17 protein-coding genes and 3 pseudogenes are annotated in these 26,368 nt (G+C 68.7%); 6 read left to right on the top strand and 14 right to left on the bottom strand.

All coding sequences use genetic code 11. From position 1 onward, the window contains the following. Positions 1 to 27 precede the first annotated feature (27 nt). From ACGF4C_RS24225 to ACGF4C_RS24215, 3 genes and pseudogenes are all read right to left on the bottom strand, one after another. Positions 28 to 189 (bottom strand): annotated as a pseudogene (locus ACGF4C_RS24225) (IS982 family transposase); the annotation flags it as partial. A gap of 223 nt (positions 190 to 412) precedes the next feature. Beyond that, positions 413 to 1,636: a hypothetical protein gene (locus ACGF4C_RS24220; RefSeq protein WP_393568906.1), complete on the bottom strand. Its 1,224-nt coding sequence runs from the start codon at positions 1,634 to 1,636 to the stop codon at positions 413 to 415. Further along, on the bottom strand, positions 1,621 to 2,730 hold the full coding sequence (locus ACGF4C_RS24215; protein ID WP_393568905.1) for a hypothetical protein: 1,110 nt from the start codon (positions 2,728 to 2,730) through the stop codon (positions 1,621 to 1,623). Before ACGF4C_RS24215 ends, ACGF4C_RS24220 begins: the two co-directional genes overlap by 16 nt. Positions 2,731 to 3,365: 635 nt before the next feature. Between ACGF4C_RS24215 and ACGF4C_RS24210 the strand changes: the two genes are divergently transcribed. Then, positions 3,366 to 4,523: a protein-L-isoaspartate O-methyltransferase gene (locus tag ACGF4C_RS24210; protein ID WP_393568904.1), complete on the top strand. Its 1,158-nt coding sequence runs from the start codon at positions 3,366 to 3,368 to the stop codon at positions 4,521 to 4,523. A 141-nt stretch (positions 4,524 to 4,664) separates the two neighbouring features. On the opposite strand, the pseudogene ACGF4C_RS24205 reads toward ACGF4C_RS24210, so the two are convergent. The 3 genes and pseudogenes from ACGF4C_RS24205 to ACGF4C_RS24195 all read right to left on the bottom strand — a co-directional run. Continuing rightward, a pseudogene (locus ACGF4C_RS24205) lies at positions 4,665 to 4,850 on the bottom strand (transposase); the annotation flags it as partial. 296 nt (positions 4,851 to 5,146) lie between these two features. Continuing rightward, complete coding sequence (locus tag ACGF4C_RS24200) at positions 5,147 to 6,562, bottom strand: DEAD/DEAH box helicase (RefSeq protein ID WP_393568903.1); 1,416 nt, start codon at positions 6,560 to 6,562, stop codon at positions 5,147 to 5,149. 343 nt (positions 6,563 to 6,905) lie between these two features. Further along, positions 6,906 to 7,907, bottom strand: a complete 1,002-nt coding sequence (locus ACGF4C_RS24195) for an ArsR/SmtB family transcription factor (protein WP_393568902.1) — start codon at positions 7,905 to 7,907, stop codon at positions 6,906 to 6,908. Between the two features lie 160 nt (positions 7,908 to 8,067). Here ACGF4C_RS24195 and ACGF4C_RS24190 point away from each other — a divergent pair, with 160 nt between their 5' ends. Continuing rightward, positions 8,068 to 8,634 carry an RICIN domain-containing protein gene (locus ACGF4C_RS24190; protein WP_393568901.1) on the top strand — a complete coding sequence of 189 codons (567 nt, stop codon included), beginning with the start codon at positions 8,068 to 8,070 and terminating at the stop codon, positions 8,632 to 8,634. Between the two features lie 495 nt (positions 8,635 to 9,129). Here the strand turns inward: ACGF4C_RS24190 and ACGF4C_RS24185 are convergent, their stop codons facing one another. The 3 genes from ACGF4C_RS24185 to ACGF4C_RS24175 form a co-directional block, all read right to left on the bottom strand. Beyond that, complete coding sequence (locus ACGF4C_RS24185; protein WP_393568900.1) at positions 9,130 to 9,396, bottom strand: hypothetical protein; 267 nt, start codon at positions 9,394 to 9,396, stop codon at positions 9,130 to 9,132. Between the two features lie 41 nt (positions 9,397 to 9,437). Then, complete coding sequence (locus ACGF4C_RS24180; protein WP_393568899.1) at positions 9,438 to 9,725, bottom strand: hypothetical protein; 288 nt, start codon at positions 9,723 to 9,725, stop codon at positions 9,438 to 9,440. 783 nt (positions 9,726 to 10,508) lie between these two features. After that, the gene (locus ACGF4C_RS24175) at positions 10,509 to 11,246 is read right to left on the bottom strand and encodes an SDR family oxidoreductase (protein ID WP_393568898.1); all 738 of its coding nucleotides are present in this window, start codon (positions 11,244 to 11,246) and stop codon (positions 10,509 to 10,511) included. A 92-nt stretch (positions 11,247 to 11,338) separates the two neighbouring features. Between ACGF4C_RS24175 and ACGF4C_RS24170 the strand changes: the two genes are divergently transcribed. Next, on the top strand, positions 11,339 to 12,223 hold the full coding sequence (locus ACGF4C_RS24170; protein ID WP_393568897.1) for a LysR family transcriptional regulator: 885 nt from the start codon (positions 11,339 to 11,341) through the stop codon (positions 12,221 to 12,223). A 274-nt stretch (positions 12,224 to 12,497) separates the two neighbouring features. On the opposite strand, the gene ACGF4C_RS24165 is transcribed toward ACGF4C_RS24170, so the two are convergent. Continuing rightward, positions 12,498 to 13,487: a helix-turn-helix transcriptional regulator gene (locus ACGF4C_RS24165; RefSeq protein WP_393568896.1), complete on the bottom strand. Its 990-nt coding sequence runs from the start codon at positions 13,485 to 13,487 to the stop codon at positions 12,498 to 12,500. A 92-nt stretch (positions 13,488 to 13,579) separates the two neighbouring features. Here ACGF4C_RS24165 and ACGF4C_RS24160 point away from each other — a divergent pair, with 92 nt between their 5' ends. Further along, positions 13,580 to 13,978, top strand: a complete 399-nt coding sequence (locus ACGF4C_RS24160; RefSeq protein ID WP_393568895.1) for a VOC family protein — start codon at positions 13,580 to 13,582, stop codon at positions 13,976 to 13,978. Positions 13,979 to 14,199: 221 nt separating this feature from the next. Here the strand turns inward: ACGF4C_RS24160 and ACGF4C_RS24155 are convergent, their stop codons facing one another. From ACGF4C_RS24155 to ACGF4C_RS24140, 4 genes and pseudogenes are all read right to left on the bottom strand, one after another. Continuing rightward, positions 14,200 to 14,472 (bottom strand): hypothetical protein, encoded by a 273-nt coding sequence (locus ACGF4C_RS24155; protein ID WP_393568894.1) that lies wholly within the window; start codon positions 14,470 to 14,472, stop codon positions 14,200 to 14,202. 482 nt (positions 14,473 to 14,954) lie between these two features. Continuing rightward, a complete protein-coding gene (locus ACGF4C_RS24150; RefSeq protein ID WP_393568893.1) occupies positions 14,955 to 15,296 on the bottom strand; it encodes a hypothetical protein in 342 nt (113 codons plus the stop codon). Positions 15,297 to 15,901: 605 nt separating this feature from the next. Then, a pseudogene (locus tag ACGF4C_RS24145) lies at positions 15,902 to 16,543 on the bottom strand (TniB family NTP-binding protein); the annotation flags it as partial. A 534-nt stretch (positions 16,544 to 17,077) separates the two neighbouring features. Continuing rightward, positions 17,078 to 19,174 carry a Helicase associated domain protein gene (locus tag ACGF4C_RS24140; protein ID WP_393568892.1) on the bottom strand — a complete coding sequence of 699 codons (2,097 nt, stop codon included), beginning with the start codon at positions 19,172 to 19,174 and terminating at the stop codon, positions 17,078 to 17,080. Between the two features lie 404 nt (positions 19,175 to 19,578). Between ACGF4C_RS24140 and ACGF4C_RS24135 the strand changes: the two genes are divergently transcribed. Together ACGF4C_RS24135 and ACGF4C_RS24130 are read left to right on the top strand one after the other, a co-directional pair. After that, positions 19,579 to 24,549 (top strand): hypothetical protein, encoded by a 4,971-nt coding sequence (locus ACGF4C_RS24135; RefSeq protein ID WP_393568891.1) that lies wholly within the window; start codon positions 19,579 to 19,581, stop codon positions 24,547 to 24,549. Positions 24,550 to 24,876: 327 nt separating this feature from the next. Further along, a complete protein-coding gene (locus tag ACGF4C_RS24130; RefSeq protein ID WP_393568890.1) occupies positions 24,877 to 26,244 on the top strand; it encodes a hypothetical protein in 1,368 nt (455 codons plus the stop codon). Positions 26,245 to 26,368: the final 124 nt, after the last annotated feature.

Genomic DNA, 26,368 nt, shown 5'->3' with positions numbered 1-26,368 from the left:
ATGAGTAAGTCCGAAGTCTTGGTCAGTGGTCAAGATCAGGTACGGCCGCAGGCCCCGGAAGAACCGTGAGTGCGAGGGGCGGTAGGAGTAGGCGGCCCAGCCGGCCAGGTCCGAGCGTTTGGCGGTGGGGCGGGAGCGGTCGCACCCCACCGGGGTGGAGTCCACGATCCACACGTCGTCGTGCCACAGGCGGTCGCCCCGGCCGCCCGCGTTCCTGCCAGAGCGTCATCGACCTTCACGTACAGTGCTGTCGCGGGGGTTTCGAGATCTGTCGTCACAAACGGATCAACGAGACCCTCGCTTCATGCACCCGAGTCGGTCCCGCAGACTCGGACTTACTCATCCAGGTGATCGCTGGGCGGGCCTGATCCCAGCCACAGCCACAGTCATCGCGCGGAAGCCGCACGCGGCCTCACAACCAATCCAGGAACACCGTGTCCGTGCTCAGGCGATCGTTGGGGATGCTGATCGCCGGCCCTCCGGGCGTGGTCGGCACCACCCTGAAATCGGGATCCTCGAACCCCGCCACCTCCCTCTGCCGGCCGTTGGGCAGGTGAACGGAGACGATGAACTTCTTCCCGTCCGCCGACACCACCATCCCCTCCGCGACACGTCCGTCGTGCCGACCGACCACGCCGATCGGGGCACCTGCGGCGCGACCGGTGCGGGCGTTCATGGCCCGAAAGGAGCCGGACGAGGTGCGGCACAGCACCCGATCGTCGCCGATCCAGCCGACGACGCCGACACATCCACTGAGCAGAGTGACGCCGCGGGCCGACGCCCCCGTGAGCGGCCCCGAGGAGTTCCAGGTGTCGAAGACGTTCCCGAAAACCTTCGGCGCGTTCGCCGTGAGCCGGCGGCCGTTCGGTGCGAGGTGGACCATGTTTCCCTGGACGGCCCGCGCGGGCTTACCCGAGACGGTCAAGGGGAGCTTGTGGCCGGTGGCGGGGCCCTCGTCCGACAGACGGTGGTTCCCCTCCACGGACCGCGAACCGGTCCTCTGCTTGCCGCCAGCCGTGTACGTGAACCACACACTGCGCCCGTCGGGTGACATCACCGCGTTCTGCTCGTCGTCACCCGCCACCCCGCCCAGGCGGACGACATCGTCCTGGTTGGCGCCGCTCATCACAAAGCCGACGTGACTGGTGGTCTTGCTTCCAGGATCCCGGAGGACCACCGCCATACGCGTGAATGCCAGGTCGAAGAGGGCACGCGCCCGCGGAGCCGTGTACTCCAAGCTGTCCACGGGATAGGGGGACGGTGCGTCCGGGCTCACCCCGCAGAGGTCCACGAGAGGGCTGTTGACCGCTTTGGCGCCCGGATAGTTCGTGAACGCGGCGTCGCTCGGAATGGGGAACTGCCGCTCCGCACGCGGTTGCCATGTCTCGGGATCCCACGCCTGCACCGAAACGCCGGCATAGCGCGCCCCCATGCTGCACGTGGCGGTGACGACCGTGTCCTTGCGGGTGAACGGGCTGTCCGGAAGGGCGTATCCGCGGTTGCCCAGGTAGGGCGCCGACGGGGCCGACGACCTGGAGTCCGGTTTCTCGTTGCTCGGTTGTGAGCTGCACGCCTGGACGCACAGGAGAGCCAGGACGACGAGGGCCACGGCCTTGCCGGCTAGAGAAGGTCGCACATCGGCTCCTTGGGCTTCTCGTGGCACGCTGTCCAGGGAACGGAGCCGAAGACCCACTGCTGCCGGGGGTTCACGGGGACGGACTCCGTACGCATGCGCAGCGGCTTGCCCTTGCCGTCCCTGAGCTGGACCCACCGCCCCTTCTGGTAGGAGTCGTTGTAGTGGATGCTGATGCCCCACTCGCACGACTGACCCGGTGGCGCGATCGCCTCCGCGCGGATCCCGCCCGAGGGCTGGCCGCCTCCGACCTCGATGTAGTGGGTGCCGAAGTAGGGCTCACCCTGTCCCTGGGTGTCGTCGGTCAGCACCGGTTCGTCGGCACGGGGTGGAATGTGCAGCCGGATTCCCTGGTAGGCGGCTCCGCCCTGCGGTGGATAGGCGACGACCGTCTGCGCGGTGCTCTTCCGGCACGTGACGTCGGTGACTTTCCAGTCGTCGATGATCACGGCGGAGGACCGGGTGCTCAGCACGATCATCTTGAACGTGTCGGAGAGTTCCATGCGTCCGGTCGACGTCTGCCGCTGCGTGTACCGCTTGGGGGCGTGTTCCAGCAAGGGCGCGTACGAGAGCGGATGGCCACCCAGTGCCGTCAGGTAGGAGAAGGCGGTCGCACTGTCCTTGCTGGACGTGAGCTTCCGCGTCTCGTCGGCGGTCAGTTCCCGGTCGAGAACCACGGCCCATTGACGGGGTTCGCTGTTCTCGGGCCGCACGGACACCGTGAAAGGAAGTTGGGAGGCGTCGTACTCCTTGTGGGAATCGTTCTCTCTGGTCACGTTCGGCTTGATCATGACGTAGTCAATCAGCGTGTCACGGAAAACGACCAAGAGGCCGATCGCCATCGTCACCAGCAACAACACCACTTTCCTGCGCCGTGAGGCTCCGGGGGCCAGGCCCATCGCGTCGGCGGCGATCGCCCAGATGCTCTCCCGGGATCCGCCCTCCGTGTCGGCGGAGCTCTGCTGCGGTAACTGCGCGGGAGCGGACGACGGGGCGCCGCCCGAGCCCCCGCTCTGTCCCGTGGGCTCAGCAGGGGCGCCGCCGTCACCGGCCGGCTGCGGCTCCGGTGGCCCGTCCGATGACGCGGTCGTCGTCATGCCCGCCCCTCCACAACGTGATACATCCAGCCTCCCGCTCGACACCTGACATCTGACACCTGGCTACACGATGCTCCTACAGAATCCGGCCGTACGGGGGGCAGACCGTGTCTTGCGGCCCACGAGCCATGCGGCTGTACTGGCACGGCTGGTGCCCTGACCGGAAGGTTCGCCGGCTCCGGCGGATCGTCTCTCCACCTCGGCACAGCGAGGATCTACCAGACCAACCCGAAGTCTTGAGGCACCGCCTGAAACCCGCCGTCCGAGAAGACCCGTTCATCTCGCGACGCCGGCGAGACCCGGGGCAGTTCGTGCGGCCCGCGCTGGCCCGCGCTGGCCCGGGCGGCCTTGCGGAGCTCGGGCTCCACTCGGGCTCCAACGGGTCCGCAGGGCACCGCGCTCGAACCCCACCGGTGAGCCCACAGCGCCCACCACCAGGCGCCCTCCACACGGCCGCCGATCTTGTCTACGGTGGGTGCCGCAATTCGCACCTGAGACACGGAGGGCCCGTGGACGCATTACCGGCCTCTCAGGCCAAGCACCGCAGTCCCATCGGGGACGACGGACATCAGCCCCACCGCCCCGTTCCGGTGCCACCGCCCCCGCCGCCGGCACCGGACCAGAAGTAACCCGCCGTGCGCGCCCCCGCGGCACCTGCCGCCCATGCTCAGCAACTCCTGGCCCAGGTAGAGCAGTTCCTCGGCCATCCCGTACCGCCTGTCCTTGCGCAGGCGCTGCGCACGGTGCCTCGCCACCTGTTCCTCCCGGACCGCATCTGGCGCGGCGACGGGCAAGGTGGCTACGAACTCTGTGACCGCACCGTCGAGCCCGACCGCTGGCTGGAGGCGGCGTACACCGACGTCTCCTTGGTCACCCAGTTCACCGAGGGCCTGCCCACGTCCTCGGCCTCCATGCCGTCGATGGTGCTGCGCACGCTGCTGCTCGCCAGCCTGCACACCCTCCCCAGCCCGCTCAGCGTCGTCGAGATGGGCACAGCGACCGGATTCAACGCTGCCCTGCTGTGCACCCTCCTCGGTGACCAGGCCGTCACCACCATCGAGTCGGATGCGGCGCTCGCCAAGGTGGGGGAGCGAAACCTCCACATGGCGGGCTACACGCCGACGGTGGTCCGCGGCGACGGGGCGGCCGGCTGGCCTGACCGCGCCCCCTACGACCTCATCCTCTCGACGTTCTCGGTCGACCATCTCCCCCCGGCATGGACAGCGCAGACCGCTCAGGGTGGACGCATCCTCACTCCCTGGAACTCGGCATGGTGCTGCTACGGCACCCTGGAGGCGACGACGCGCGACGGCAGCGCACAGGGACGCTTCCACCCCTTCGCGGCCTACATGCCCATGCGCCGCCCACGCCCAACAACCCCGGGCCCCACCACCGCCGACCACTCCACGCAGCACGCGACCACCAAGCTCTCGCCGTGGGCAGTCGCCGGCGGCGATCTGAACACCGAATTCCACATCGGCCTCACCGTCCCAGGCGCCCGCTTCGCCTGGAATGCCAGCGGCTCCCACGCCCCGGTGCGCCTGGAGGTAGCCGACACCACCGGACCCTCCTGGGCCACCATCGACTACGACGGGCACCACGGCGACAGGTTCGCCGTCACCCAGGCCGGCCCACGGCCACTGTGGGAGGAGATCACCGCCGCATACGACCGGTGGTTGAGGCTCGGCCGTCCCAGCGTTGAGCAACATGGCCTGACCGTGGCCCCCGCGGGTGCGCACACCCACTGGGTAGAGGTAGCTGGACGACGGCACACTGTGCGTGTCAGCCGATGAGAGGTGCCAAGCGGAGCCCCCTTTTCGGGCCCCGGCCGAGTGCTGGTGGGCGCGGACAACGGTGGAGTCGACCGACACCAGCCATTCGACGTCCCCCGCCGCGTCCGCCCTCGCCAGCGCGGCCCGCAGCATCCGCTCGAACGTGCCGTCCAAAGCCCACCGGCGGAAGCGAGTGTGCAGCGTCGCCCACGGGCCGTACCGCTCGGGCACATCCCGCCAGGCCACCCCGGTCCGGAACTTCCACACGATCCTGTTGAGCACCGTGCGGTCGTCCAGCCGTTTCCGCCCTCGCAAGGGCTCGGGCAACAGCTGCCGGACAACTCCCACTCCGCGCCCGACGGTTCATGACGACGAATCACCCGACCGTGATCCACTACTCAAGATCATTTGAAGACACTGCCTAGGACGGATTCACGACCAGTCTCACTTCATTGCCGGCTGCGTCCTTGACCACGCACTCCTGGGAGCCGTCCCTCCTCGGCTCTTGCCTCGGCGGGTACCCACTCGCGACCGGGCACGCCCCGAGGGCGTTCCTCTCGTAGGCGTACTCACAGGAGGGCTTCAGGCAGGGCTGGTGGCTCTCGATCATGTGATCAGGAGTATCCGGCTATCAGGGCTGGCTCTCAGCCGCCGCGGCGCACCCGGGCTGCCTTGCGGGCCTCGGCGAGCATACGGGCCTCGCTGGCCTTGCGGGACTTGCCGCCGGTTCTGCGGGAGGCATCCTTGCTGGTGCCCAGGCCACGGAAGGGGACATTGGTGTTCTTGGCCCGGCCTGCGGCGGGCCCACCGTCGAGCGGGGTGCCGGAGGGGGCCTTGGCCCCGGTGATCCGGCTCAGCTCCGCCTCGCCCGAGCGCACCTTGGTGGTCGTCGGCGCGATGCCGGCCTCTCCCAGCAGGCGGCTCATCTCGCTGCGCTGGCCCGGAAGGACCAGCGTGACGACGCGGCCGGACTCACCGGCCCGGGCGGTGCGGCCCGCGCGGTGCACATAGTCCTTGGGATCGGTGGGCGGGTCGACGTTGACCACGAGGTCGAGGTCGTCGACGTGCAGGCCACGGGCCGCGACATTGGTCGCCACCAGGACGGTGATCTGGCCGTCCTTGAACTGCGCGAGGGTCCGGGTGCGCTGCGGCTGGGACTTCCCGCTGTGCAGGGCGGCGGCATGCACCCCGCTGGCCCGCAGGTGCCGGGTGAGCTGGTCGACCGCGTGCTTGGTGTCCAGGAACAGCAGTACGCGGCCGTCGCGGGCGGCGATCTCGGTGGCGACGGCATAACGGTCGGGGCCATGAACGACCAGCACATGGTGGTCCATGGTCGTGACCGCGCCCGCGGACGGGTCGACCGAGTGGACGACGGGATCGTGGAGGTAGCGCCGGACCAGGTGGTCGACGTCGCGGTCCAGGGTGGCGGAGAACAGCATCCGCTGGCCGTCGCGGTGCACCTGGTCGAGCACCTCGGTGACCTGCGGCAGGAAGCCCATGTCGCACATCTGGTCAGCCTCGTCGAGGACGGTGATCCGTACCCGCCCCAGGCGGCAGGCCCCGCGCTCGATGAGGTCGTGCAGGCGGCCGGGGGTGGCGACGACGACCTCGGCCCCGTCGCGCAGCGCAGCGGCCTGCCGGCCGATCGACATGCCGCCGACGACCGCAGCCATCCGCAGTCGGAGCGCGTCGGCGTACGGCGCGAGTGCTTCGGTGACCTGCTGGGCCAGCTCCCGGGTAGGCACCAGGATCAGGGCGAGGGGCTGCTTCGGCTCGGCGCGCCGCCCGGCCGTCCGTGCCAGCAGTGGCAGGCCGAAGGCGAGGGTTTTGCCCGATCCGGTGCGCCCGCGCCCCAGGACGTCGCGTCCCGCGAGGGCGTTGGGCAACGTGGCTGCCTGGATCGGGAAGGGCTCACGCACGCCGAGCTCGGTGAGCGTTCGCAGTACCTCGGCCGGCAATTCCAGGTCAGCGAAGGAGGCGACCGGGGGCACCGTCGGGGGAAGGGTCACGGACTGGTCGAGGTTGCCGTGCGAGGTGGCGAGGTGGTCCGGGTGGTTCATGAAGAGCCTTCCGTATGCGGAACGTTCCGAGGAAGGCCCGGCAGGAAATGAGCAGCCGACGAATAACTGGAACCGGACTGGCGGAATTGCCAGCCGTCACAGCCATCCAAAAGTTTGAGGCTAACACAAAGTGAGAGTACGCCCCGGTCCTGTGGTGCTGATCGCTCCGCCGGCTCCCACCCGGCACCTCGGCGTTGCCACGATCCCCCGCCGCAGCCACCCCCAGGTCAGGACACTGATACAGGCCCTCCAGGGGCAGGCGGCAGCGCTGGCCAAGACCTGATCCACCGAAGTTCGACAGGGGGGCGGGGCGGTGGGGAGTCGGTGGGCGACCCCATCGTGGTCATTCGAGATCGTCGGCGAGGCGAGGCTTCGTCGCGAGCCTCTGGTAGAGGACGGTTCGGGATCGGCGGGTGCGTTGCACGAGCCCTGCGCGGTGGAGGATCTGCAGGTGGTAGGAGACGGTCGCAGGACTGAGGTAAAGACGCTGGGCGAGCTCTCCGGTGGTGCGGGGCTGGGCGAGCTCGGCCAGCACCTTTATGCGTGTCGTGCCGATCAGCTCGTCACCGCGCGAGGGCGGAAGACAGTCGTTCTGCGCAGCCGGATAGACGATCAGTGGTGTGCGGGGAGCCGGCGCGCCCGGGGGCTCGGCGGCACAGAAGACCGCCCGCCCCGCGAAGAGGCTGGGTACGAGGATCGCGGCGTCGGCATCGAGACTCAGACGGTGGGAACTGGCGGCGAGTGAATGGACTTTCAAGGTGCCGTCGTGCCACTCCAGGTTGGGTGCCAACTGGTTGACGGTGTCCGCGATTCCGTGGCGGGCGATCACGGAGGCCCAGGCGGCGACATCGCCTTCCAACCGGGCCCGCATGCTGGGCCAGTGGGGCGCCAGGACGGCACACCAGAACTGCTCCAGCTCCACAGCGATACGCTGCGCCACATACTCCTCGCCCCGGTCCATAGCCGTCAGGAGCAGCTGAGGCGGCCTCTGGCCCACGGTGTGGCCCCATGAGTGGCCGCCGATGGCCGCCGTCAATTCGTAACGGATCCGCTCGCTCGGAGTAGTGGCCACCTGATGCAAGGCACTGTCCAGGTCCACCTGAAATCCCGCGGGCTCTGGCCGCAGGAAGTCGGGAGCGTAACCGCCCGGCCCCCCGCCGGCGACAACAGCCAGGAGCCCTAACTGTCGTTCCGACAGGGCGTCTACCGCCTGCGTCCGCCAGCCCGCGCCGAGCACACGCGGGGACCGGGCGAGGGCGAAGAGCAGATCCTTGGCCGCGTCCAGAGGCGACATGGCGAACCGGACTCTGCCCAAACCATGCGCGCCCAGATTTATCCGGATCATGAACAGCCCCCGTAACGCGATCGTCTTCGAAAAAAATCGAATCATTCGACCGCGGACATGCCATCCGATTCCCTGGATTCCGTGCCCGACGCCACTCGGCGGACCAGGGGCAGCAGCATCCCGGAACCTGACGGACAGCCGGTCGATAGGAGAAGCTACCGTGAAGACCAAGATCAAGTCCGCGCTCACCGCAGCGGTCGTCGCGACCATAGCCTTGGCCGCAAGCACCGGCACCGCGCACGCGAACACCTACCAGCGCAATGTCCAGCTCATCAACCACCACACCGGTCTGTGCCTGCAAGGTGGCGGCGCCAACGTCGCCGTCGGTCTCGGATCCTGCAACGGCAGCTCGAACCAGCGATGGAACGTGCTCTCCTACGACTCCGATGTGAACAACTACTACGCGCGGGTGCAGATCCAGTCCGTAGCGACCGGCCAGTGCATGAGGTGGAACCACTACACGGCGGGGGACGGACAGAGCTGGGACCAGCTGCGGACTGGCTCCTGTGACTACACGAAACCCGATGACCAGTGGAACTTGACCTGGGTCGGCAACACTGCCCCCAACCCCGGCAACAGCTTCCAGTTCTTCAACCCATACGGGGTGAGCAACGATCCCGCCTGTCTCGACGCCGGTCAGGGAAGCCTGATGTTCGGCTACGGCCGCGGCACTGTCACCTGCCCCTGGCACACCGACGACTGGCAGATCTGGAGCATGCAGGGCTGACAGAGGGCGCTCCTGAACGAGGTCGGGGACCGGGCAGCGGCAGGCGGGGCATCCGCGGGTGCCGCAGATGCCCGGGCCACCGCCGTACACGGGCAGGGTGAGGGCCTCCAGCACCGGGGCACCCGCCGCGTCTACCTGATCGACGCCGCCACCCACCGCGCCGGCATCGACGACCCGTACGCCCTCGCTCCCGTCGTCTGCGCCGAACTCCTCCTGGACGGCCTGGACCGCTACGCCGCCGCGCACCACGTCCTGGACCGCATCGCCCTGGAATTTCTCCATGAGTTCGACGTCACCACCGAGCTGCGCGGGATGCTCGGCGACAAAAACGACGCCGCGCTCGACGGGGAGTAGAAGACCGATGTGGGCCCCGTGCCGCTACGGTGATCGGCAGCAGCCTTTGGCCCTCATCGTCACCGATCTCCCGCACCCGCGCCCGTTCGGCCATGCGCAGATCCTGGCAGCGGCCGGGCGGGGGAGGGCGCTGTGGCTTTTTCACTTCGCTCGGTGTTTCCTCAGTTCAGCGAGCCATGCCCGAACCTGTTCGTCGTCGTGCAGGTAATCGCCGTTCTTGCCTGCGGGGAGATCGATTCCGTAGAGCAGGTTCAGCGCCCACCAGGATAGGTCGTCCCGGGCGATCCCGTCCTCCATCACCCGCCTCGCCGCCCAACGGTCGGCGTCATCCCGGGACAGCCGACCCGCGACGAGCTCAACGAAGCGGTCTTCGATCTCGTCAAGAGTGGGCTGACCGCTGGCATCCATGTCCTGACCGTACAGGCAGGGCGAACGTTGCTTGATACGGCCTAGTGATGCACCGCGGTCAGACACAGCGTGGTGTCGCCCTGCCGGCCTCCCCGCTCGGTGTACTCGTCGAATTCCGGTGGGCATTTTCCCTGGGCGGTGGCGCTGAACATGACTTTGTAGTCGGCTTTGGTGTCACTGCAGGCGATGGTGAACATGACCGGGTCCGCGTGGGTTCCGCGGTTCTCCAGACAGTCCCCGGCGCCCGCGTAACGGGCCTCCTGCGCTGGAGGCTTGCCGTCGTCGACCACCGTGTTCAATACCCAAAACCCTGCAGCGACCACGCTCACGATGCCGAGCGCGATGAGCGGCCGGAGCCAAGGACGTCGTGCGGGTCCCGTCGGCGTGAACATCGGGACGCTTGGCTGCGGGAGCGGCGGATGCCCGTATGCAGGCTGCTGACTGTGGAAGGGCGGACCGGCGGCGGGCGGCCCGTAGGGGGCCGGACCGCCGTGATGGCCTGCGGGCGGCCCGTATGAAGCCGGGCCCGGTTGCCGGCCGTAGGGAGTTGGCCCCTGTGGCGGTGGTGAGTACGCAGTCATACGGTCCCCCTGGCGTGATGCTGCCGGCCTGGCACGCCAGGCCGAGTTCGTTCACCAGGCTATGAGGTCCTCTCACCATGCCGCACACCGGGCCACTTCTCGGCCCGCTCGCCGGGGCCCGCGTCTGGTGCGCGGGTCGGCCAGGGGAGGACCTGGAGCGTCGGCCCTTCAGAGGAGGAGCTCGCCGGTGTACCCGAAGACAACGAGTAGAAGGGGTTCGCCTCTGGACCGAGGTGGACATCGGCAAGAAAGAGGGCTTGCCGGATCGACCGCGGCTGACCGAAATGGATGACAGCCGCGGGGCCGGGTCGGTTGGCGGGATGAAGACCATGCCTTCAAGGTCCCCATCTGCCCGGCCCCTTGGAACACGACGCGCTCAGCCCGACCCGGAGTGCGGTGAGAACTGTCCTGTCGCGTTGGGCTTGTCTGTGGATCTTGTGTTGAGCTGCGGGGTTGCCAGGTTCGATGAGAACGCTCGGCCCGGGATTCTCAGTGCATGTGGTTTCTGCGGAATCCACGGCGGGTTCGTGATCACCAGGGGACGACGCCGTCGTCCTCGAAGAAGGAACCGGTCGGGCCGCCGTCGGGGAGGGTGGCGAGCCGGATCGGGGTGGCTGCGCCCTGTGCGGGGGTGCGGGGTCCGTGGAAGTCTGTGAAGTCGGTTGCGACCAGGCCCGGGCAGGCGGCGTTGATGAGGATGTTGGTGCCGGCGAACTGTCGGGCGTACTGCAGGGTGAGGGCGTTGAGGAAGGATTTCGACGGTGCGTAGGCCGCCATGATGGGGCCGATCTCGGTGTCCGGGTCCGCCTGTCGGGTCAGGGAGCCGACGCTGCTGGAGACGTTGACGATGCGTGGGGAGGCGGAGCGCTGCAGCAGTGGCAGCATGGCATTGGTGACCCGGACGACGCCCATGACGTTGGTGTCCACGACGGTGCGGAGCACTTCCAGGTCGAGCGTGGTCGGCTCCTGTAGCCATCCCGGGCCCATTTCGCCCGGGATGCCGGCATTGTTGACCAGGGCGTCCAGGCGTCCGGCCAGTCGTTCGATCAGTTCCGCGGCGGCGGTGACGCTGCGGTCGTCGGTCACGTCCAGTGGCACCCCGAACGCGTCCACGCCGGCGGCGCGCAGTTTGCCGACGGCGGTTTCGCGTCGGGTCGCGTCGCGGGCTCCCACACCGACGCGGTAGCCCAGGCTGCCCAGTCCGGCCGCGATCTCGTAGCCGATGCCCTTGTTCGCGCCGGTCACCAGCGCGGTGGTCGTTTCGCTCATGCCGATGATGTTGGCCCGTGGGCGGGTCGTGCGGCCAACACCGGTACGGTGCCCTGTCATACCCGGCAGGTATCACCGCGTATGCTGCGGCCGTGGACACCCTGGAGACCCGCGAGTTGAGGTACTTCGTGGCTGTGGCCGAGGAGTTGCACTTCGGGCGCGCCGCCGAGCGTCTCGGCATGGCCCAGCCGCCGCTGTCGCGGGCGATCCAGCAGCTCGAACGGCGCCTGGGGGTCTGTCTGCTGGAGCGCAACCGCCGTGGTGTCCGCCTGACCGGTGCCGGGGAGGTGCTGTTGCAGGAGGGCCGGGCGGCTCTCGACGCGGCCGCTGCCGCCGTCCGCCGCACCCGGCGTGCCGGGGGTGCCGACAGTCCCGGCGGCCCCCGCCGGCTGGTCCTCGCGGTGAAGGCCGCCGCGTCCCACGAACTGCTGCGGAAGCTTCTCGACGCCTACGCTGCCGAGCCTGACAGTGCCGAGATCGAGGTACTGCCGTGCGGCATTCGCGAGCAGGAAGAGCTGCTGCGCGACGGACGCGCCGATGTCGCGCTCATGCACACGCCGTGGAACTCCCTCACCGGGTTCGACAGCGAGGCGCTGGCGGCCGAAGGGCAGGTCGCCGTCCTGCCTGCCGGGCACCCCCTCGCCGCCCGCGAGACCTTGTCCCTGGCCGATGTCAGGGACGTCCCCGGTCTGCCGCTCGCCCGCTGGCCCACCCGCGGCACCTACGCACCCGGCCCTGGCCCCGAGATCCACAACCAGACACAACTGGCCCAGCTGATCGCCCTCGGACGCACGGTGGCGGTCGTCCCCGACTCCGCCCGCTCCTGGCTGTGGGCCGAGCACGCGGCCGTTCCCTTGGCCGACGCACCCTCCGTCGTGACCCACATCGCCTGGCCCGCGCACAGCCGCTCCCTCGCCCTGGCCGGCCTGGTCCGCACGGCCGCACGGCTATGGCCAGGCCAGAACGCGAAACAGTGAGAATCCGACGACACGGATGAGATCCGCTGAGAATTCGTCAGCTTCGGTGCGACAGGACAAGAACGGCCAACCTTCCGTGCGCCCACGTCATCGCCGGTGACAACAAGCCTGCCTATGTGACAACTAGCGTGCTTCGGCTCACCCGTTCTTTGTACAGACCCGCTGGTCACGGTGGGGGTCAGAACGACATGTCGATGTAGTCGATGCCGGTGAGGTGGCCCTTCAGGTCCGCGGTGCCCTAGGTGTGCCGTCTCGTGGCATTGGTTCCTCGCTGTCAGGCTTGGCGGGCGTAGGACGTGAGGCGGTCGGCGAGCGCGATGACGAGGTCGCGTAGTTCGTCGGGGCGCTCGATGACGAACGGCCGGTCGAGTGAGGCGAGTATCCGAGGCAACCAGTTGAGCTGCTGCGCCCTTAGCTCGACGCGCAGCCAGTGCTCGGCCGCCGGGTCCTGGCCGGCTGCGGGCTCGTGCTCCTCCAGGCTCGCGACGCTGGCGGGGAGGTGCGCGCGGATCTGCTCAACCGTCCCGTGGATCCGCAAGGTCACCTCATGCCGGTACCGGGCCGTGGCGAATCCTGACAACACGCGCTCTGCCGGACCGGGACCCACGGGCGTTTCGAATGAGCCGGGCAGGGCCCTTGCGGCTGTGATGCGATCGAGTCGGAAGGTTCGGTCCTCGCCGGCCTGGGTGTCCTTGCCCGTCACGTACCAGCGGCCCGCATGGGCGACGATCCCGTACGCGTGCAGTGTGCGTTCGCTGCGCCGTCCGTCGCGGTCGGTGTAGCGGATCGAGACCGGCCGGCGGTGGCGCACCGCATCGGCGATCGTGAGCAGGAGCCCGGCGTCCGGGGGGTCCAACTCGCCGGGCTGATCCGTGAAGGCGAGAGCGTCCAGGAGTGCGTCGAGCCGGCGGGCGAGGTGCTTGGGCAGCACCCGCCGGATCTTCGCCGACGCCGTCTCGTTCGCCGTGCGCTCCGTCGTCGTCAGCCCGGCCCGGCGGCCGGCGACCAGGCCCAGCAGTACGGCCAGCGCCTCGTCGTCGCTGAGCATGAGCGGAGGCAAACGGTACCCGGGGGCGAGCCGGTACCCGCCGTAGCGGCCGCGCACCGATTCCACGGGCACGTCGAGGTCGATCAGCTGGTCCACATACCGCCGCACGGTGCGCCCTTCGACGCCGAGCCGGTCGGCGAGTTCGGCCACCGTCCGGGTGCCGCCCGACTGCAGCAGCTCCAGCAGTGTCAGCACGCGGCCGGTGGGTCGTGGCATGTTCGCAGCCTAACGCCAATACAGGACCGATTCTGTCCACTATTTCTCCTAGCCTGCGGCGTGCACGCCTCCAGCACAGCCAAGGAGATTCCATGGACTTCGTTTCGATCCGCATCATCACCAGCGACGTCGCACGTCTCGTCGAGTTCTACGAGCGAGCCACAGGGACGCAGGCGATATGGGCCACCGAGGACTTCGCCGAAATCAAGACCGCGGGCGCAACCCTCGCGATCGCCAGCACCCGCACCGTCGCGCTGTTCGCCCCGGGCTCCGCCCGCCCGGCGGACAACCACAGCGTGATCACCGAGTTCCTCGTCGACGACGTGGACCGCGTTCACCAGAACCTGACCGGCTTCGTCACCGACTTCGTCAACGGGCCCACCACGATGCCCTGGGGTAACCGGTCGCTGTTGTTCCGCGACCCCGACGGCAACCTCGTCAACTTCTTCACCCCCGTCACCCCGGAGGCCATCGAAAAGTTCGCACGCTGACGCCACGCACAGCCGCTCACCGGGAGCCCCGAGACCCCAGGGCTCCCGGTGAACGCGGCCGCCGAGTCCAGGAGCGCCACCAGCAGGGACATCGGAACGCACCGCCGACCCCCGAAGCACGTCTGCGCTTGTGTCTGCAGGTCGACGTCCGGACGTCCGATCGCACACGACGCTGCGCAAGCAGGAATCTCCCGCCGCTGCCTGGCCAAGCGGCACGCCCGCTAGCTTGTCCACGGTGAGAACGGCCCGATCGATCGTTCCTCCCGGCCCATCGCCAGCCCAACTGCACGAGCGAGGACCTCGCCGATCTGGTAGAGGCGCTGCGACGCCAGACCAAGTACGGGACCGCCAGGCTCGCCGCCGAACTGGAGAGGCTGCACGGCATCACCGTGGCAGCGGCCACCGTGCACCGGGTCCCGGTCCGGCGAGGGCTCGGTCGCCTGCGCCACCTCGATCCGCCCACCGGCGAGCAACTGCGCGAAGTCGTCCGCCACGAGCCGACGGCGTCGGCGGCCTGGTCGACGTCGACGTCAAAAAGCTCGGTCGCATCCCACCGGTGGTGGCGGGCGGATGCACGACCGCGGCACCGAAACCGCACAGGACCTCCCACCGCATCGGTCCCGGCACCGGGAACGTCGGCTGCACGTGCCTGCACACGGCGATCGACGACCACTGTCGGCTCGCCTACACCGAGGCGGTTGCTGTGGTGGCGAGACCTGCGCCGGTACCAGGAGAAGGCTCGCCAGCAGCGGGACCGCGTAGCCAGCGCCCTGGCGGCACCGAAAGGCAGGGCCCTGTCCCCTGATCGGTGGGCCTGAGCTGCCGGGACACCCCCATGCCCCGAGGCGGCCGGACTGATTCGTCCGGGCTTGGTGCTAAGCGGCTGGGTGGACGCCGGCCAATCGTCGACGGGCCCCGGCGTAACGGCCCGAACTGGACCCGGCGCCACGCAGTGACGTGTCGGTTTCAGGTCAGGCTACGACTGCGAGGGCCTCGTGTCGTACCGGGCGAACCTGCCGCGCTGGCCCCAGGGGCACTCGGCCTTGGCGTACTGGAACCGCCAGGCGCTCGTGTGGGTGCTGCCGTCGGAGCACTTCACCCACACCCTCACGTCGACGTTGCCGGAGCACTTGGCGTGCCCGCGGTAGGCGCCGCCGGGGCCGGCGTTGTCGTACCAGCTGATGCAGGCGGCCGCCCTCGTGGGCTGCTGCGCCGCCGCTTCTCCGCTATCGGCGGCTACGGCGACACCCCCGCCGAGACCACCGCTCGCGAGGGCGAGCGAGGCGAAACCGAGGGCGATGCGCTTACGTGTGTTCACGGAGTTCTCCCCTGCTTGTCTGCTTGACGTAGGTCGACCGGAGGGGCGGCGCGGGGTGGAGCACGCCGCCCGGTGTGCACGACCGACCTTGCCCATCGGCTCAACGGGCGTCCACAGCCCCCGTCCTCCGCGAGACAACGTGGGATATCCCTCCCTCTGACCTGCTGAAACGCCGTCACGGTTGATGCGGTGCGGGGACACCTGGATGACCTGGACGGCAAAGCCACGTGTGCGGCATCGGTGGCTGCCTGAGTGTTCTGGAGATATGACGCAGCTTTTCAGGGCTGCAGTACGCCCGAGGGGCCGGACGGATCGTCCGGCCCCTCGTCGTATGCCGAGGGGCTGAGAGGGCGGTGAATGATTCCCGGTTTCTGCCGTTCCGTTGACGCTCGGAGGGGGCTTGTTGGTGTGCGGGGCGGTGGTTGGCCTGGTGTGTTGCTGATTGGTTGAGAGGAGCGGCGAGGGGCGGGCGGGGAGGTCGGGGGCTGTGAGCTGTGTCTTCTGTTCTGAGTGGGGCCGGGCTCGTTGAAGGTTGCGTCAGCGTGAAAAGGCCCGGTGCGCGTTTGTGCTGGTCAAGGCTGTTCTGCCTGCTCGGCGGGTCGGGATTAGCGGCCTTGTGTGGGGCGGTGGTGTGTTTCGGCGAGGTGGTCGAGTTGTACCGCGTCGAGGGTTGTCTTGGTGATGCGTTCGGTGCCGTCGCAGATGGCGGTGATGGCGGCTTGGCGGATGAGCCTTGTGAGGGATCCGATGCGGCCGGCGGTGCGTTGGTGGAGGTAAGCAGCGTGGCGGGGGAGGGTGCCGGGTTTGTGGTGGGTGAGGTCGAGGGCGTTCTCGATGTCGGTGATGACGTCGCGGAAGGGCTGGCGGGTGCCGTGGCGGGCGGGGAGGGGGCCGCAGGTGACGAGGGTGGCGCGGCCTGCGAGCTGGGCGCCGCGCGGCCCGTTCAGCAGGGGTGAGGCTTCGACATCGACGCCGGCGTAAACGAAGGTGGCGGGGATGCGTTCGGTGAGGTCTTTGAGCAGGTCGGCGGCCTGGGCGCCGGTGGTGGTGCGGGGGTTGAGGCGGTGGATCGCGTCGATGAGGACGAGTTGGACGCCAGCTTGGGTCTAGGTGTGGCAGACAGCGTCGGTGATCTGGGTCTGGGGCATGCGGGTGGTTACGGGGATGCCGAGGTAGCGGGCGAATCCGGTGATGAGGGTTTTCGCGGTGGCGCCGGACGGGACGAGGACGTACGCCACGGGTGCCGTGGAGTGGGCTGATCCGGGCTGCGATGTGCCGGTTTGGTGTCAGTAGGTGGGTGTCAGTGACGGCACATCAGAGCTGGGTGTTTTCGATGGTCGGGTGCTGAGGACGGGCGGGGTCACTGTCGTGGGGCGGTTTCTGTAGCGGTGCGGCTGTCGTGGGGGCGGTACATCCCGCTCTGTTCCACTGTCTTGAGAACGGCACTTCTGATCCTTCCGAGGGCTGCGCGGCGGCACAGCGGTCCGTGTCGGTCTTGCGCGGGCGGAAGGGGGCGGGGTGGGGGAGCCGGGCGCGTGGGGTGAGATCACGGCGGGGTTGAGGGTGTCCCGGCCGGTGCTGGTGGCGCGGCTGCTGGAGCTCGAGGTGGCTGGGGCGTTGACGACGGCGCATGTGCGTGCGGGCGCGCAGGTCGGCGGGGTGAGTGTGCGGATGGTGTGGCGCTGGCTGGAGGCGGCGCGAACGGACGGCCGCGTGGAGCGCAGGCCGTGGGCCGCCCCGGAAGACCGCCGACGACGGAACCCGCGCCGCGACAGCGTGTGTCATGCCCATTCGATGCCGAGTTCGCGTAGTGCGTGTAGTTGTTCTTGGGTGAGTTTGTGCCGCCTGGTTTTGGTGTTGGAGATCCATACGCCCAATTGCACGACCGCCGAGGCCTCTCCGTCTCCGCTGTCACCGGGTACGGCGATTTCTTCGCTGTGGCCGCGCGGCACAGGCCGGTGGCCTTCCCGTTCGACCCACTGCGCGAGGGCGGTGAGGCCGCGCTGGAACGCCTGCTGCGCTTTGCTGGTACGCGTTGCTGTCGGGACCGCAGCGGGACGCTCGGCGGGCTTGATGCCCAGTGTGGTCAGCCGTTCCTGCTGCTCTTTCGACAGCTGCGCCCAGGTGCTCGGCTGCTTCTGCCGCTGGAGCCATTTGCCCAGGTCGTCGCCCTCGAACACCACCCCGGGCTCGATAGCCGGCAGTACACCGTCGGCGTCGACCAGGTCGGCGAGGACGCGGTAGTGGCGTTGCCAGTCGAGTGGCCAGGGGCAGTTCCAGTTGGGGTCGATTGCGGTCAGCTGCTCCGCGCGCTTCGCCGCCCGTTCCGTGTCCTTGCCGAGGCCGTCTTTGCGGCGGAGGTTGGCGATGTGTTGCCCGATGGGCATCATCGCCTCGCCTTCGCCCCACACCGCGTCCTGACGCGGCGCAAGGTGCCCGGTGGCTCGGTGGTAGGACCGGAGCGTGGCGAGCTTGCTCTCCCACGCTTCCTCACCGGGTTCCCACACCATGCCGGCTTCGTCGAGCAGCTCCTTGCGGTGGGGATCGAGTTCGCCGGCCCGCAGCGCCCGTCGCTGCTGGTGCACCCACCGCCCCAGCGGAAATGCGTCGGTGGACCCGGCCGCGGCTTCAACGTCGTAGGCGACGGCGTGCAGTCCGGTGATCTCGTTCTCCTCGCGCCAGCGTCGTAGGGCTTGGTATCCCTCCAGCCAGACCAGCGATTCGGGCCGGATGACGCGGCATCGGGTGAGTGCGGCGATGTCGGCGGCGTCGCGGGGCTGGGCGAAGTTGACCACCACCGCGTCGACACGGTCTACCTCCCGCTGTACCTCGCTCACGGCCTCCTCCGACTCCTCGCCCTCTGTCCCCGCGCCGCGGGGAGTCGGCCGGATGTGGAGGCGCCGGTGCTCGGTGCCGCGGGTCAGGGCGCGGGAGGCGAGCTGGTCGACCATGCGTTCCGAGTGGGAGCGCAGGCCCTGGAGGATGTCGACCAGGGGTTGGTAGCTGGCGGAGGCGACCATGTCCTTGGGGTCCTCGCCGGGTTCAAGGAAGATCGGGATGTTGATCCGCGCGGTCTTCACGGTGCCGTCCGGATTCGGGCGCAGGGCCCGGCCGATGTTCTGGACGATGTCGGCCTGGGAGGTGCGGGAGCCGACGATGCAGACTGCTTCCACGCCGCGCAGCCCGGTGATGTCGACTCCGACGCCCAGGGCCCGCACCGAGGCGAGGAATGCCCGGTGGACCCGCTTGCCCGCGGCGTTGATGCCGTTGGCGAACCGGCCGATCACCTCGCGCCGGTGGGCGACGGGGTGGTCGCCGCACAGCCAGTCGGCCCACACACGGTCTGGAGGGACGTGCCGGCCTTCCTCCAGCTCGTACAGCTCGGCGTCGATGGAGGAGGCCGGCAGCTCCTCTGCACGGATCAGGGCCGCCTCGGATGCCTCGGCGGCGTGCAGCTCGGCGGCGGTGGCCGGCATCTGCTCGGCGAACGCCCGGGCTTCTTCCACCCGCTGGTGGAAAGTCATGACGGTGTGGAGGTTCCTGGCCGCGGCATGCTCCAGCAGCGCGGCCTGCAGCAGCGCCAGGCGCCGGCCGCGCAGCGCGTCCTCGGACAGCCCCAGGACCGGGTCCGGGTCGCGGATCTCCAGCACGTCGATCTCGAACCCCGCAAGGATCGAGCGTTCCACCGCCTCCGCCAGCCCGAGGTCGAAAATCCTGGGCCCGTAGGTGCTGGAGTCGGCCTCCATCGAGGCGACCACCAGCTCCTGGCCGTCCCGGCCGCGCTGCGGCCGCGGCGCGGCCAGGATCCGCGGGGTCGCGGTGAGATAGAAGCGGTGTGAAGTTCGGGGAACCTGCCACTGAGATGTCCGGCTACGCATGTCACCGGCGGGAAGCCCTCTATGCGCTGATCAGCGGATGTTTTAACGAGCTGATCACGATGTCAATATCCCGAATTTCAAAGTGACATGAAGCCGTATCGGTCGGTGTCGCCTTCGCCGAACCTCCTTCTGCAGAGTTCTGCCATGGTTCCTCCGTGAGGACAGTCCAGCGTGCGGTGGCGACCAGAGAATCCCAGTGGTGGCCACTGTCTACCTGCTGAGCGTCTCCACCTGCTGCGCGGGGCAAGGTGACATGGCCATGACTGCTTTCTCGGCTATAACTGAGCCGACGGCCCCCCAAAGGCACTGGCGGTTGCCTCGTGGAGTGCCGGTGCGCACCCTCATGCCATGTACAGCAGTTGAAAGCGGGCTCCTTGTCTGTCCACTGATCGTAAAATGGCTGGGTGACGACCGGTTCTGCCTCTCCTTACTCGACTGGTGGTGGCGGTGTCCGGCTGGAACACCGTTACGCGGCGACGCTGCTCGCTGCTGTCCTGACCGAGGATCCGGTCAGCGAGCTTGGTGATGACATCGTTCCCTGTCTCGTGCGGTTGCAGGCGAGTGACATCAGCCCGATTGACGATGTCGTCCTGGAGGGCCGCACGGCCGATGGCCGGGGGCGTCGGGTCTCGATCGGAGTGCGCAGGGATCCTGCACTAACCACGAGCGATACGGCTTCGGTGCCGTTGGTGCGGTCCTTCCTTCGGATCGTGACCGAGCACTGGGAGGAGGCCGCGGCGGGGCGCTGGAGGGTCGCGCTGGCGGTCGGCGTGTCGAGCACCGCCGTGCGCGAGACGGACACGCTGGCACAGATCGCGCAGGCCGTCCCTTCCTCGCAGGAGTTCCGCGAAGCCGTTGCGCGGCCGGCGGCAACGAACCGCAGTGTGCGGCGACGGTTGACGCATCTCGATGCCCTTGTGGCCGCGGCTGCCGATGGCGAGGCCGCGTTCTCGCAGGTCGACGCCAGGGAGCTGACGTGGCGGTGGCTGTCTGCCTTGCGGGTGCGGCAGCTACGGCTGGAAGGCATGGATGAGACCGACCGCACCACAACGGTCTCGGCACTGCGGCGGGCGGTAGCGGACGGCGCCACCGAGACCGCGGACAAGGTGTTCGCGGCGCTGGCCGAGCTGACCGGCGCCTGGGCTTCGTCCGCCGCGCGCGTCGATCAGGCGCTGGTGCGCCGTGCGCTGAGCGGATACCCGTTGAACAGGTCGGCGTCCTACGAGCAGGCATGGTCGCTGCTGGACGGACTGGCCCGCCGTCTGCGTGAGGGGATTCGGGCCGACCTGTGCGCCGGTGAGGTGCGCCTTGAGCTGGAGCGTGACGAGGAACGAACGCGTCTCGCTGACGCCATGACGCACGCAGGCCGGACCGGGACCGCCCTGGTGGTGACGGGAGAACCCGATGTCGGCAAGTCCGCGCTCACTCTCCGCACCGCCGAGCAGCTCGCCGACGAGGGCGCGGCGGTGACCTCGCTCAGCCTGCGCGACCTGCCTTCCTCGGGGACGCAGGTAGAGCACCTCTTGGGACGGCCGATGACGGATGTACTGGCGGCAGGAGAGATCCGCCCCGTGCGGCTGCTTGTCGTCGACGGTGCGGAGGCCGTTCTCGAAGGCCGGCGTGACCTGCTGCGTGAACTTGCTGCGGCTGCCTTCCAGGCCGGGCTCGGAGTGGTTGCCGTCACCCGCACCGATGGGGCGAAGCGGGTCCAGGAGGTGCTGCAGACCGCCACTTCACTGGCAGGCGGCACCGGTGTATCGGCCGAGCATGTCGTGGCCCGGCTCACCCAGGCAGAGCGCCACAAGCTCGTTGAGACCTTCCGATCACTCATCCGGCTCAGCGCTGACTCGCGAGCCGAGTGGCTCGTGGGCCGTCCCGGCCTGGTAGACGTCCTGCTACGAGCCGGCACCGTGACCGAGGCGAGTGACCTGCTGTCCGAGGCCGACGTGTTCGCCGCAGTCTGGAACGGACTCGTCCGCAACAACGAAGAACACCCACCCGACAGTGCCTCGCCCGACGACCGCGAACAGGCCGTCCTAGCGGTGGCACACCGCGTACTCGGCACACCCGCGGGTGCAGCGCCGGGCGGCGGAGCGCGGGCGCAACTGCGCTCCGACGGAATCCTGCGGGCACCGGCCAATCCCGCACTGGCCGCAGGCGACGAATTCGCCACCGACCTGATCCGCGACTTCGCGCTGTGCCGACTCTTCCTCACAGCAGGCTGGCCACCCCTGTACACGGCCGGAGCACCACGATGGACCATCCGCTCGGTCCGGCTCGCCTGCCAGGCCAAACTCCTCGCCGGAGACCGGGCAGCCGCCTGGCAGGCGCTGCGCCACGAGTTCGACCAGCTCAGCCAGACCGAGGGAGAACGGTGGGCAGAACTCCCCATCGAAGCGCTACTGACCCTTGGCGACGCGCAGACGGCCATCGAGCACGTGTGGGACGAACTCGCCGCCGACGACCACCACGGCGTGCAGACCCTCCTGCGCCTTGCGCACCTTCGCTACGTCACGGGAACCTTCGGAGATCCCTTCGCGCTCGCACCGGTGGTTGCGGTCACCTACTGCGGCGACCGAGACCTCGGACAGTACAACCGCTACACCCAGCACGGCATGGGCGAAACCATCCGCAAGCTCGTCCTGGCGTGGCTGCGCGGCATGGCCCGCGACCACCACGGGCCCGATCCGCTGCGCCAGCAAGTGCGTGATCGCATCCTTGCCGCAGACCCGCCACGCTACGACGAGTTCGCGGTCGAAGCACTGGCCATGCTCGGCCCCGACACCGACGATCGCACCGAACAGTGGTTGCGGGACACAGCAACCAGCGACCCTTGTCGGCTGCAGCCGGCGATCGAGTCGTTCGGAGCCGTCATCAGCCTGGCAGAAACCCACCCACGGCTGCTCCCCGACCTCACCGAGGCGTACTACATCGAACACCCCGAGCCGGACGACATGCCCGGCGGACTGCGCGACAACGGCATCCGCGACTTCCGGCACGGGTTCGACTCCGGCTTCGGCCCTCCGTTTGCCGCCTGGTACTACGGCCCCTTCTTCCAACTGCTGAACAAGCTGCCCGCCGACACCCTCGACATGATCAACAGGATGCTCGACCACGCCGCAACCATCCGCGTGCAACCCGCGCGGTACCGGCCTCTCGGCGCCGTCCCCGACGACCGTGGTACCGCCCCGGACGGCATCGACCTCGACATCCCCGGCATCGGAATGCGGCACTACGTCGGAGACGAGCATGTATGGGGCTGGTATCGCGGCTCCACTGTTGGCCCCTACCCGTGCATGAGCGCGCTCCTCGCCGTGGAACGGTTCGCCGATCACCTCGTCGCCCAGCTGAGCATTCCCTCCAAGGTGGTTGTGCAGCTACTGCTGCGGGCCTGCAATAACCTGGCCATGCCGGGGCTCCTCGTCGGCCTGCTCATCCGCCACCGTGACGCTGCCTCGGACCTCCTCGACCCGTGGCTTGCCTCCCCGGACGTGTGGGCGCTGGAGTTCGCCCGTGCCACCGCAGAAGGCCACCTCCACGTGCAGGGAGCCGACTCCGACGACCTGGTCGGCAGAGACCGGCGTCGGCTCACCCCGCGGGACGTCGCCGCAGAGATGACCCTGCGCGCAATGCTTGCGGGCGACCAGCCGCGCCTCGACGCACTCGCCGCCGTCGCAGACCAACTCCTCGCCCACGCACAGGCGGTGGTCGCAGACGACGACGGCGACCAGCTCATCGTCGTCCAGGGGTGGGCGTCGGTCTTCCGCCCCGAGAACTATCCCGCCCGCCGGGCCCCGGATGGCTCGGTCGTGGTGCAGTACCAGCCTCCCATCCCGGTGGCCGAAGCGCTCGCCCCCTCGGCAGCCGACTTCCAGGCAGGAAACGAAGCACTGCGCCTGGAACTGACCTACACCGACCACGACCGCCACCCCGACGGTTGGCCGGCAGACACCCTCCTGGCCGATATCGCGCTCGCCCGGCAGTTCGCCGCTAATCCGCCCGCCAGCGGGCCCCTGAACCCCCAAGATCCTCTGGCGGCGGTCGCAGCAGCAGCTATCGTCAGCCACGCCCGCGCACACCTTGTCGTCCCGGATGACGACCTTCGCTGGGCAGCCGACACCGTCCTGGCCGCCGCCATCGCCCCGCACCTCGACGTCATGAGCGACGAATCCACGACATATCCGATGTCAGCCGACCGCGCGGCCGCCAAAGCCGTTCCCTCCTTGCTGCTTGCACCGTTCGACCACCTTGGCCTCGACGCAACTCGCCTCCAGGAAGCCCTCACTGCCCTGGCCACCAGCCTCTACGACGAGGTCCGTACCACACTCGTCGCTGGCTGCGCACCCGTCTGGAACGCCCCCTGCCCAAGTAGCGACGACACCGGCTGCGCTCGGCACGAGCCCGTGTGGGCCGCCGTCCAAGCGGGCCTCGGCGACTGCCGCCTCGGCCCGTGGAACCAGCAAGCCCAGTGCCGTCAGCCGCAGTTCCTACCACCCCCCTACACCGACACCCTGCGAGCCGTCCCCGCTGATGAACTGCTGGTGAACCGGCTCGCCATGCCCATTGCCTGCACCGCCGCCGCGCGCAGCACCCCCTGCCTGACACCCCGGGCAGCCGCACTGCTGACTGTCCTGCTGGACGCACACCGCAGCGGCTTCGACCACTGGACGACCCAGGGCTACAGCGGATACGACCAAACGCCGCGCGAACTGGTGGCCCGCGTCCTTATCGACCTCACTGCCGAAGGCGAAACGGAGCCGCTCACCGCGCATCTGCAGACCTTCGCCGCCAACGCCAACGCCCTGCACCACCTTCTGCAGGATTTCGCCCTGCTGTTCACCTATGATTCGCAGCTGCGCGCCGAGCTTGCCACCGTGTGGCCGTACGCACTGAAAGTCACGCTCGATGACCTGGATGCAGGCGCTGACCTGTACGCGAACGGCCACTGGGCCGACTACGCCCTCGGTGTTCTCCTGCCGACACCCCAGCTGCGCCCCGCCGACACCAACCCTGACGACACCCTCGAGCGTGCCCGCCGCGACTGGCTCGCCCCCAACGCCCTGAGCGGGCTGGCCGAACGGTGGGTTGCCGTTGCCAACGGTGAGCCCAAAGCCGCAGATGCACTGGCCCAGTATGCCCGCACCACCCCCTACACCTGGCAGTGCACTACAGGGCTCACATGGCTCGAACACATCATCAGTGGCCGCTACGACGCCTTCGCCAACCGTTGCTGGTTCGTCACCCACTGGCTGACTGAGCTGCGCGAGACAGCAACCCCCTCTGCCCTCACGCTGAGCCACTGGCGCCGCATTGTCGATGGTCTCTCTGCAGCCGGCGACAGTCGGGCCGTCGAACTTCAGCGGATCGACGAATAGCGTTGGCCTGGCGTGGTCCCCACTCAGCAAACGAGCCGTTGCCACGGCTGGAGCCTGACTTGCCCACACGGCAATCGCCCATCGTGGGCAGGCCAGCAGTTCGGCACCCTGCTCTGGGCGGCCGCAGTCACCAAGTCGGGTTGCGGCGTGTGCTGAGGGAGATAGGCGGGAAGCATGGACAAGCGGCACTCCCCGTGCTTGTCCGTCGTCCCCCCGGTTGATTAACGACATGAGGCCCGGCGCCCGGCGGGCGGAACGAGCAGGCCCGAGTACGCGAGCACCTGGCTTCGGACCGATTGTCAGTGCCAGCAGTTAGCCTTCACGGTCATGAGTACTGCGCGCCGTCCAGCATCTGAACTCCCCAGTGACCCGGCCCACTTACGGTTGATCTACTCCCATGGACACCCTGCCGTCCCCTACGGGGACGAGGACACGCTCGAGCACTGGCATGTCTCCATTCGTGCCTTCCACGACGAGGAGGAGGAATGCGAAGGCGGTTGCACGGAAGCCTGCGACCAGCTCATCAAGGACGGCAGTGAGGTCGGCTATCTGCAGCTGTGGCGGCTGCGCGACTACACCGGGGTGGACCGATGGATGGTCGCGGACGCCGAGTCGGGTGACCTGGAAAGCATTGCCGCTGTCGTCCTTGACGGCGGTGGGTACTCGGCGGCTTTCGAGGAGGCCATCGAGTGCCCGGTGGGAGATCTGCTCATCCTGGACCGGGTGTTCTTGTCCAAGCCCTGGCGTGGATTCGGCTTGGGCCCGGTGTTCGCGGCCGAAGCCGTCCGTCGGCTGTCTGGCGGATGCTGCGCGGTGGCTGCAGAGCCCGGCATGGCCGAATGGCCTGATAACAGGGAAGAGGTGACCGACGCCTACCGTGCCACGGCGAAAGCGAAGATCGCGGCCCTGTGGGAGTCGATCGGCTTTCACGCCTTCCAGCGCGGCGTGCAGTTGCTGGACACCAGCCTGCAGGAACCCGTCGACCTGCACCGGCAGCGCAGGAACGACCTCGAAGAGCTCGCCGCCGCCTACCAGGCCCACCTCAGCGGCCGGTCCGCCACGCCCACCACCACGCCCCAGCTGGCACCAGACGCGCCCCTCCCGGCCCCGTCCCCTGCGCCGGCCGACGCCCACCACCAGCCTGCTTCAGGGCCGATGGTGGCGGTGGCGGAGAGCGGTGACGGCCTGGCGGCCGTTACGAGTCTGTCCGACCTTCAGCAGGAGTGCGCGATGTCCGGCTGGAGCCGCGGTGACCGCGCGATCGCCCTGAAGGTGGCTGAGCAGTCTGCCAGCGATACCGACCTGCGCCACCTCGCCGCGGAGGTCGAGAGCGTCCACTTCGGCCTACGCGATGCCTGGGCCGCCGCGCTCACCTTCCCCGGCCGCTGCTTCAAGCTGCACCCCTTCCGTCAGGACCCCGCCGCGCTCGGGCCGCTGGCCGACGTGTGGGTGTACGGCTCCAATCTCAACGGCCGCTACCAAGGCCGCTCCCATGCTGTGGGCGGAGACTGCCAGCACTCCCGCCCCCTTACCCCACACACGGAACGGATGACACTGGCCCAACTCATCGAACTGGGCAGCTTCTGGGAGTGGAACGGCTCCGGCTGCGCCTTCTGCCACGGTTGGTCGGGGCAGCGCCTGACGCCTGCCCAACACGCGTATTACCTGAGCGTGGTTGGTGACTATCGTCGCTGACCCGCACGGCACCACGTGTGAGACTGGGTCCGACACACCGTGTGCGGGCTCCAGTCGCGGATGGTCTGCTGTGGTGCATACCCGCCCCCGTACCCCCGCGCCTGATGGGGGTGCCGTCGGCATG

Origin of the sequence: Streptomyces sp. NPDC048197 (assembly GCF_043202395.1) — a bacterium.
Lineage (GTDB): Bacteria > Actinomycetota > Actinomycetes > Streptomycetales > Streptomycetaceae > Streptomyces > Streptomyces siderophoricus.
The sequence above is the reverse complement of the archived record's forward strand: the minus strand, read 5'-3'. Positions and strand labels throughout refer to the sequence as shown.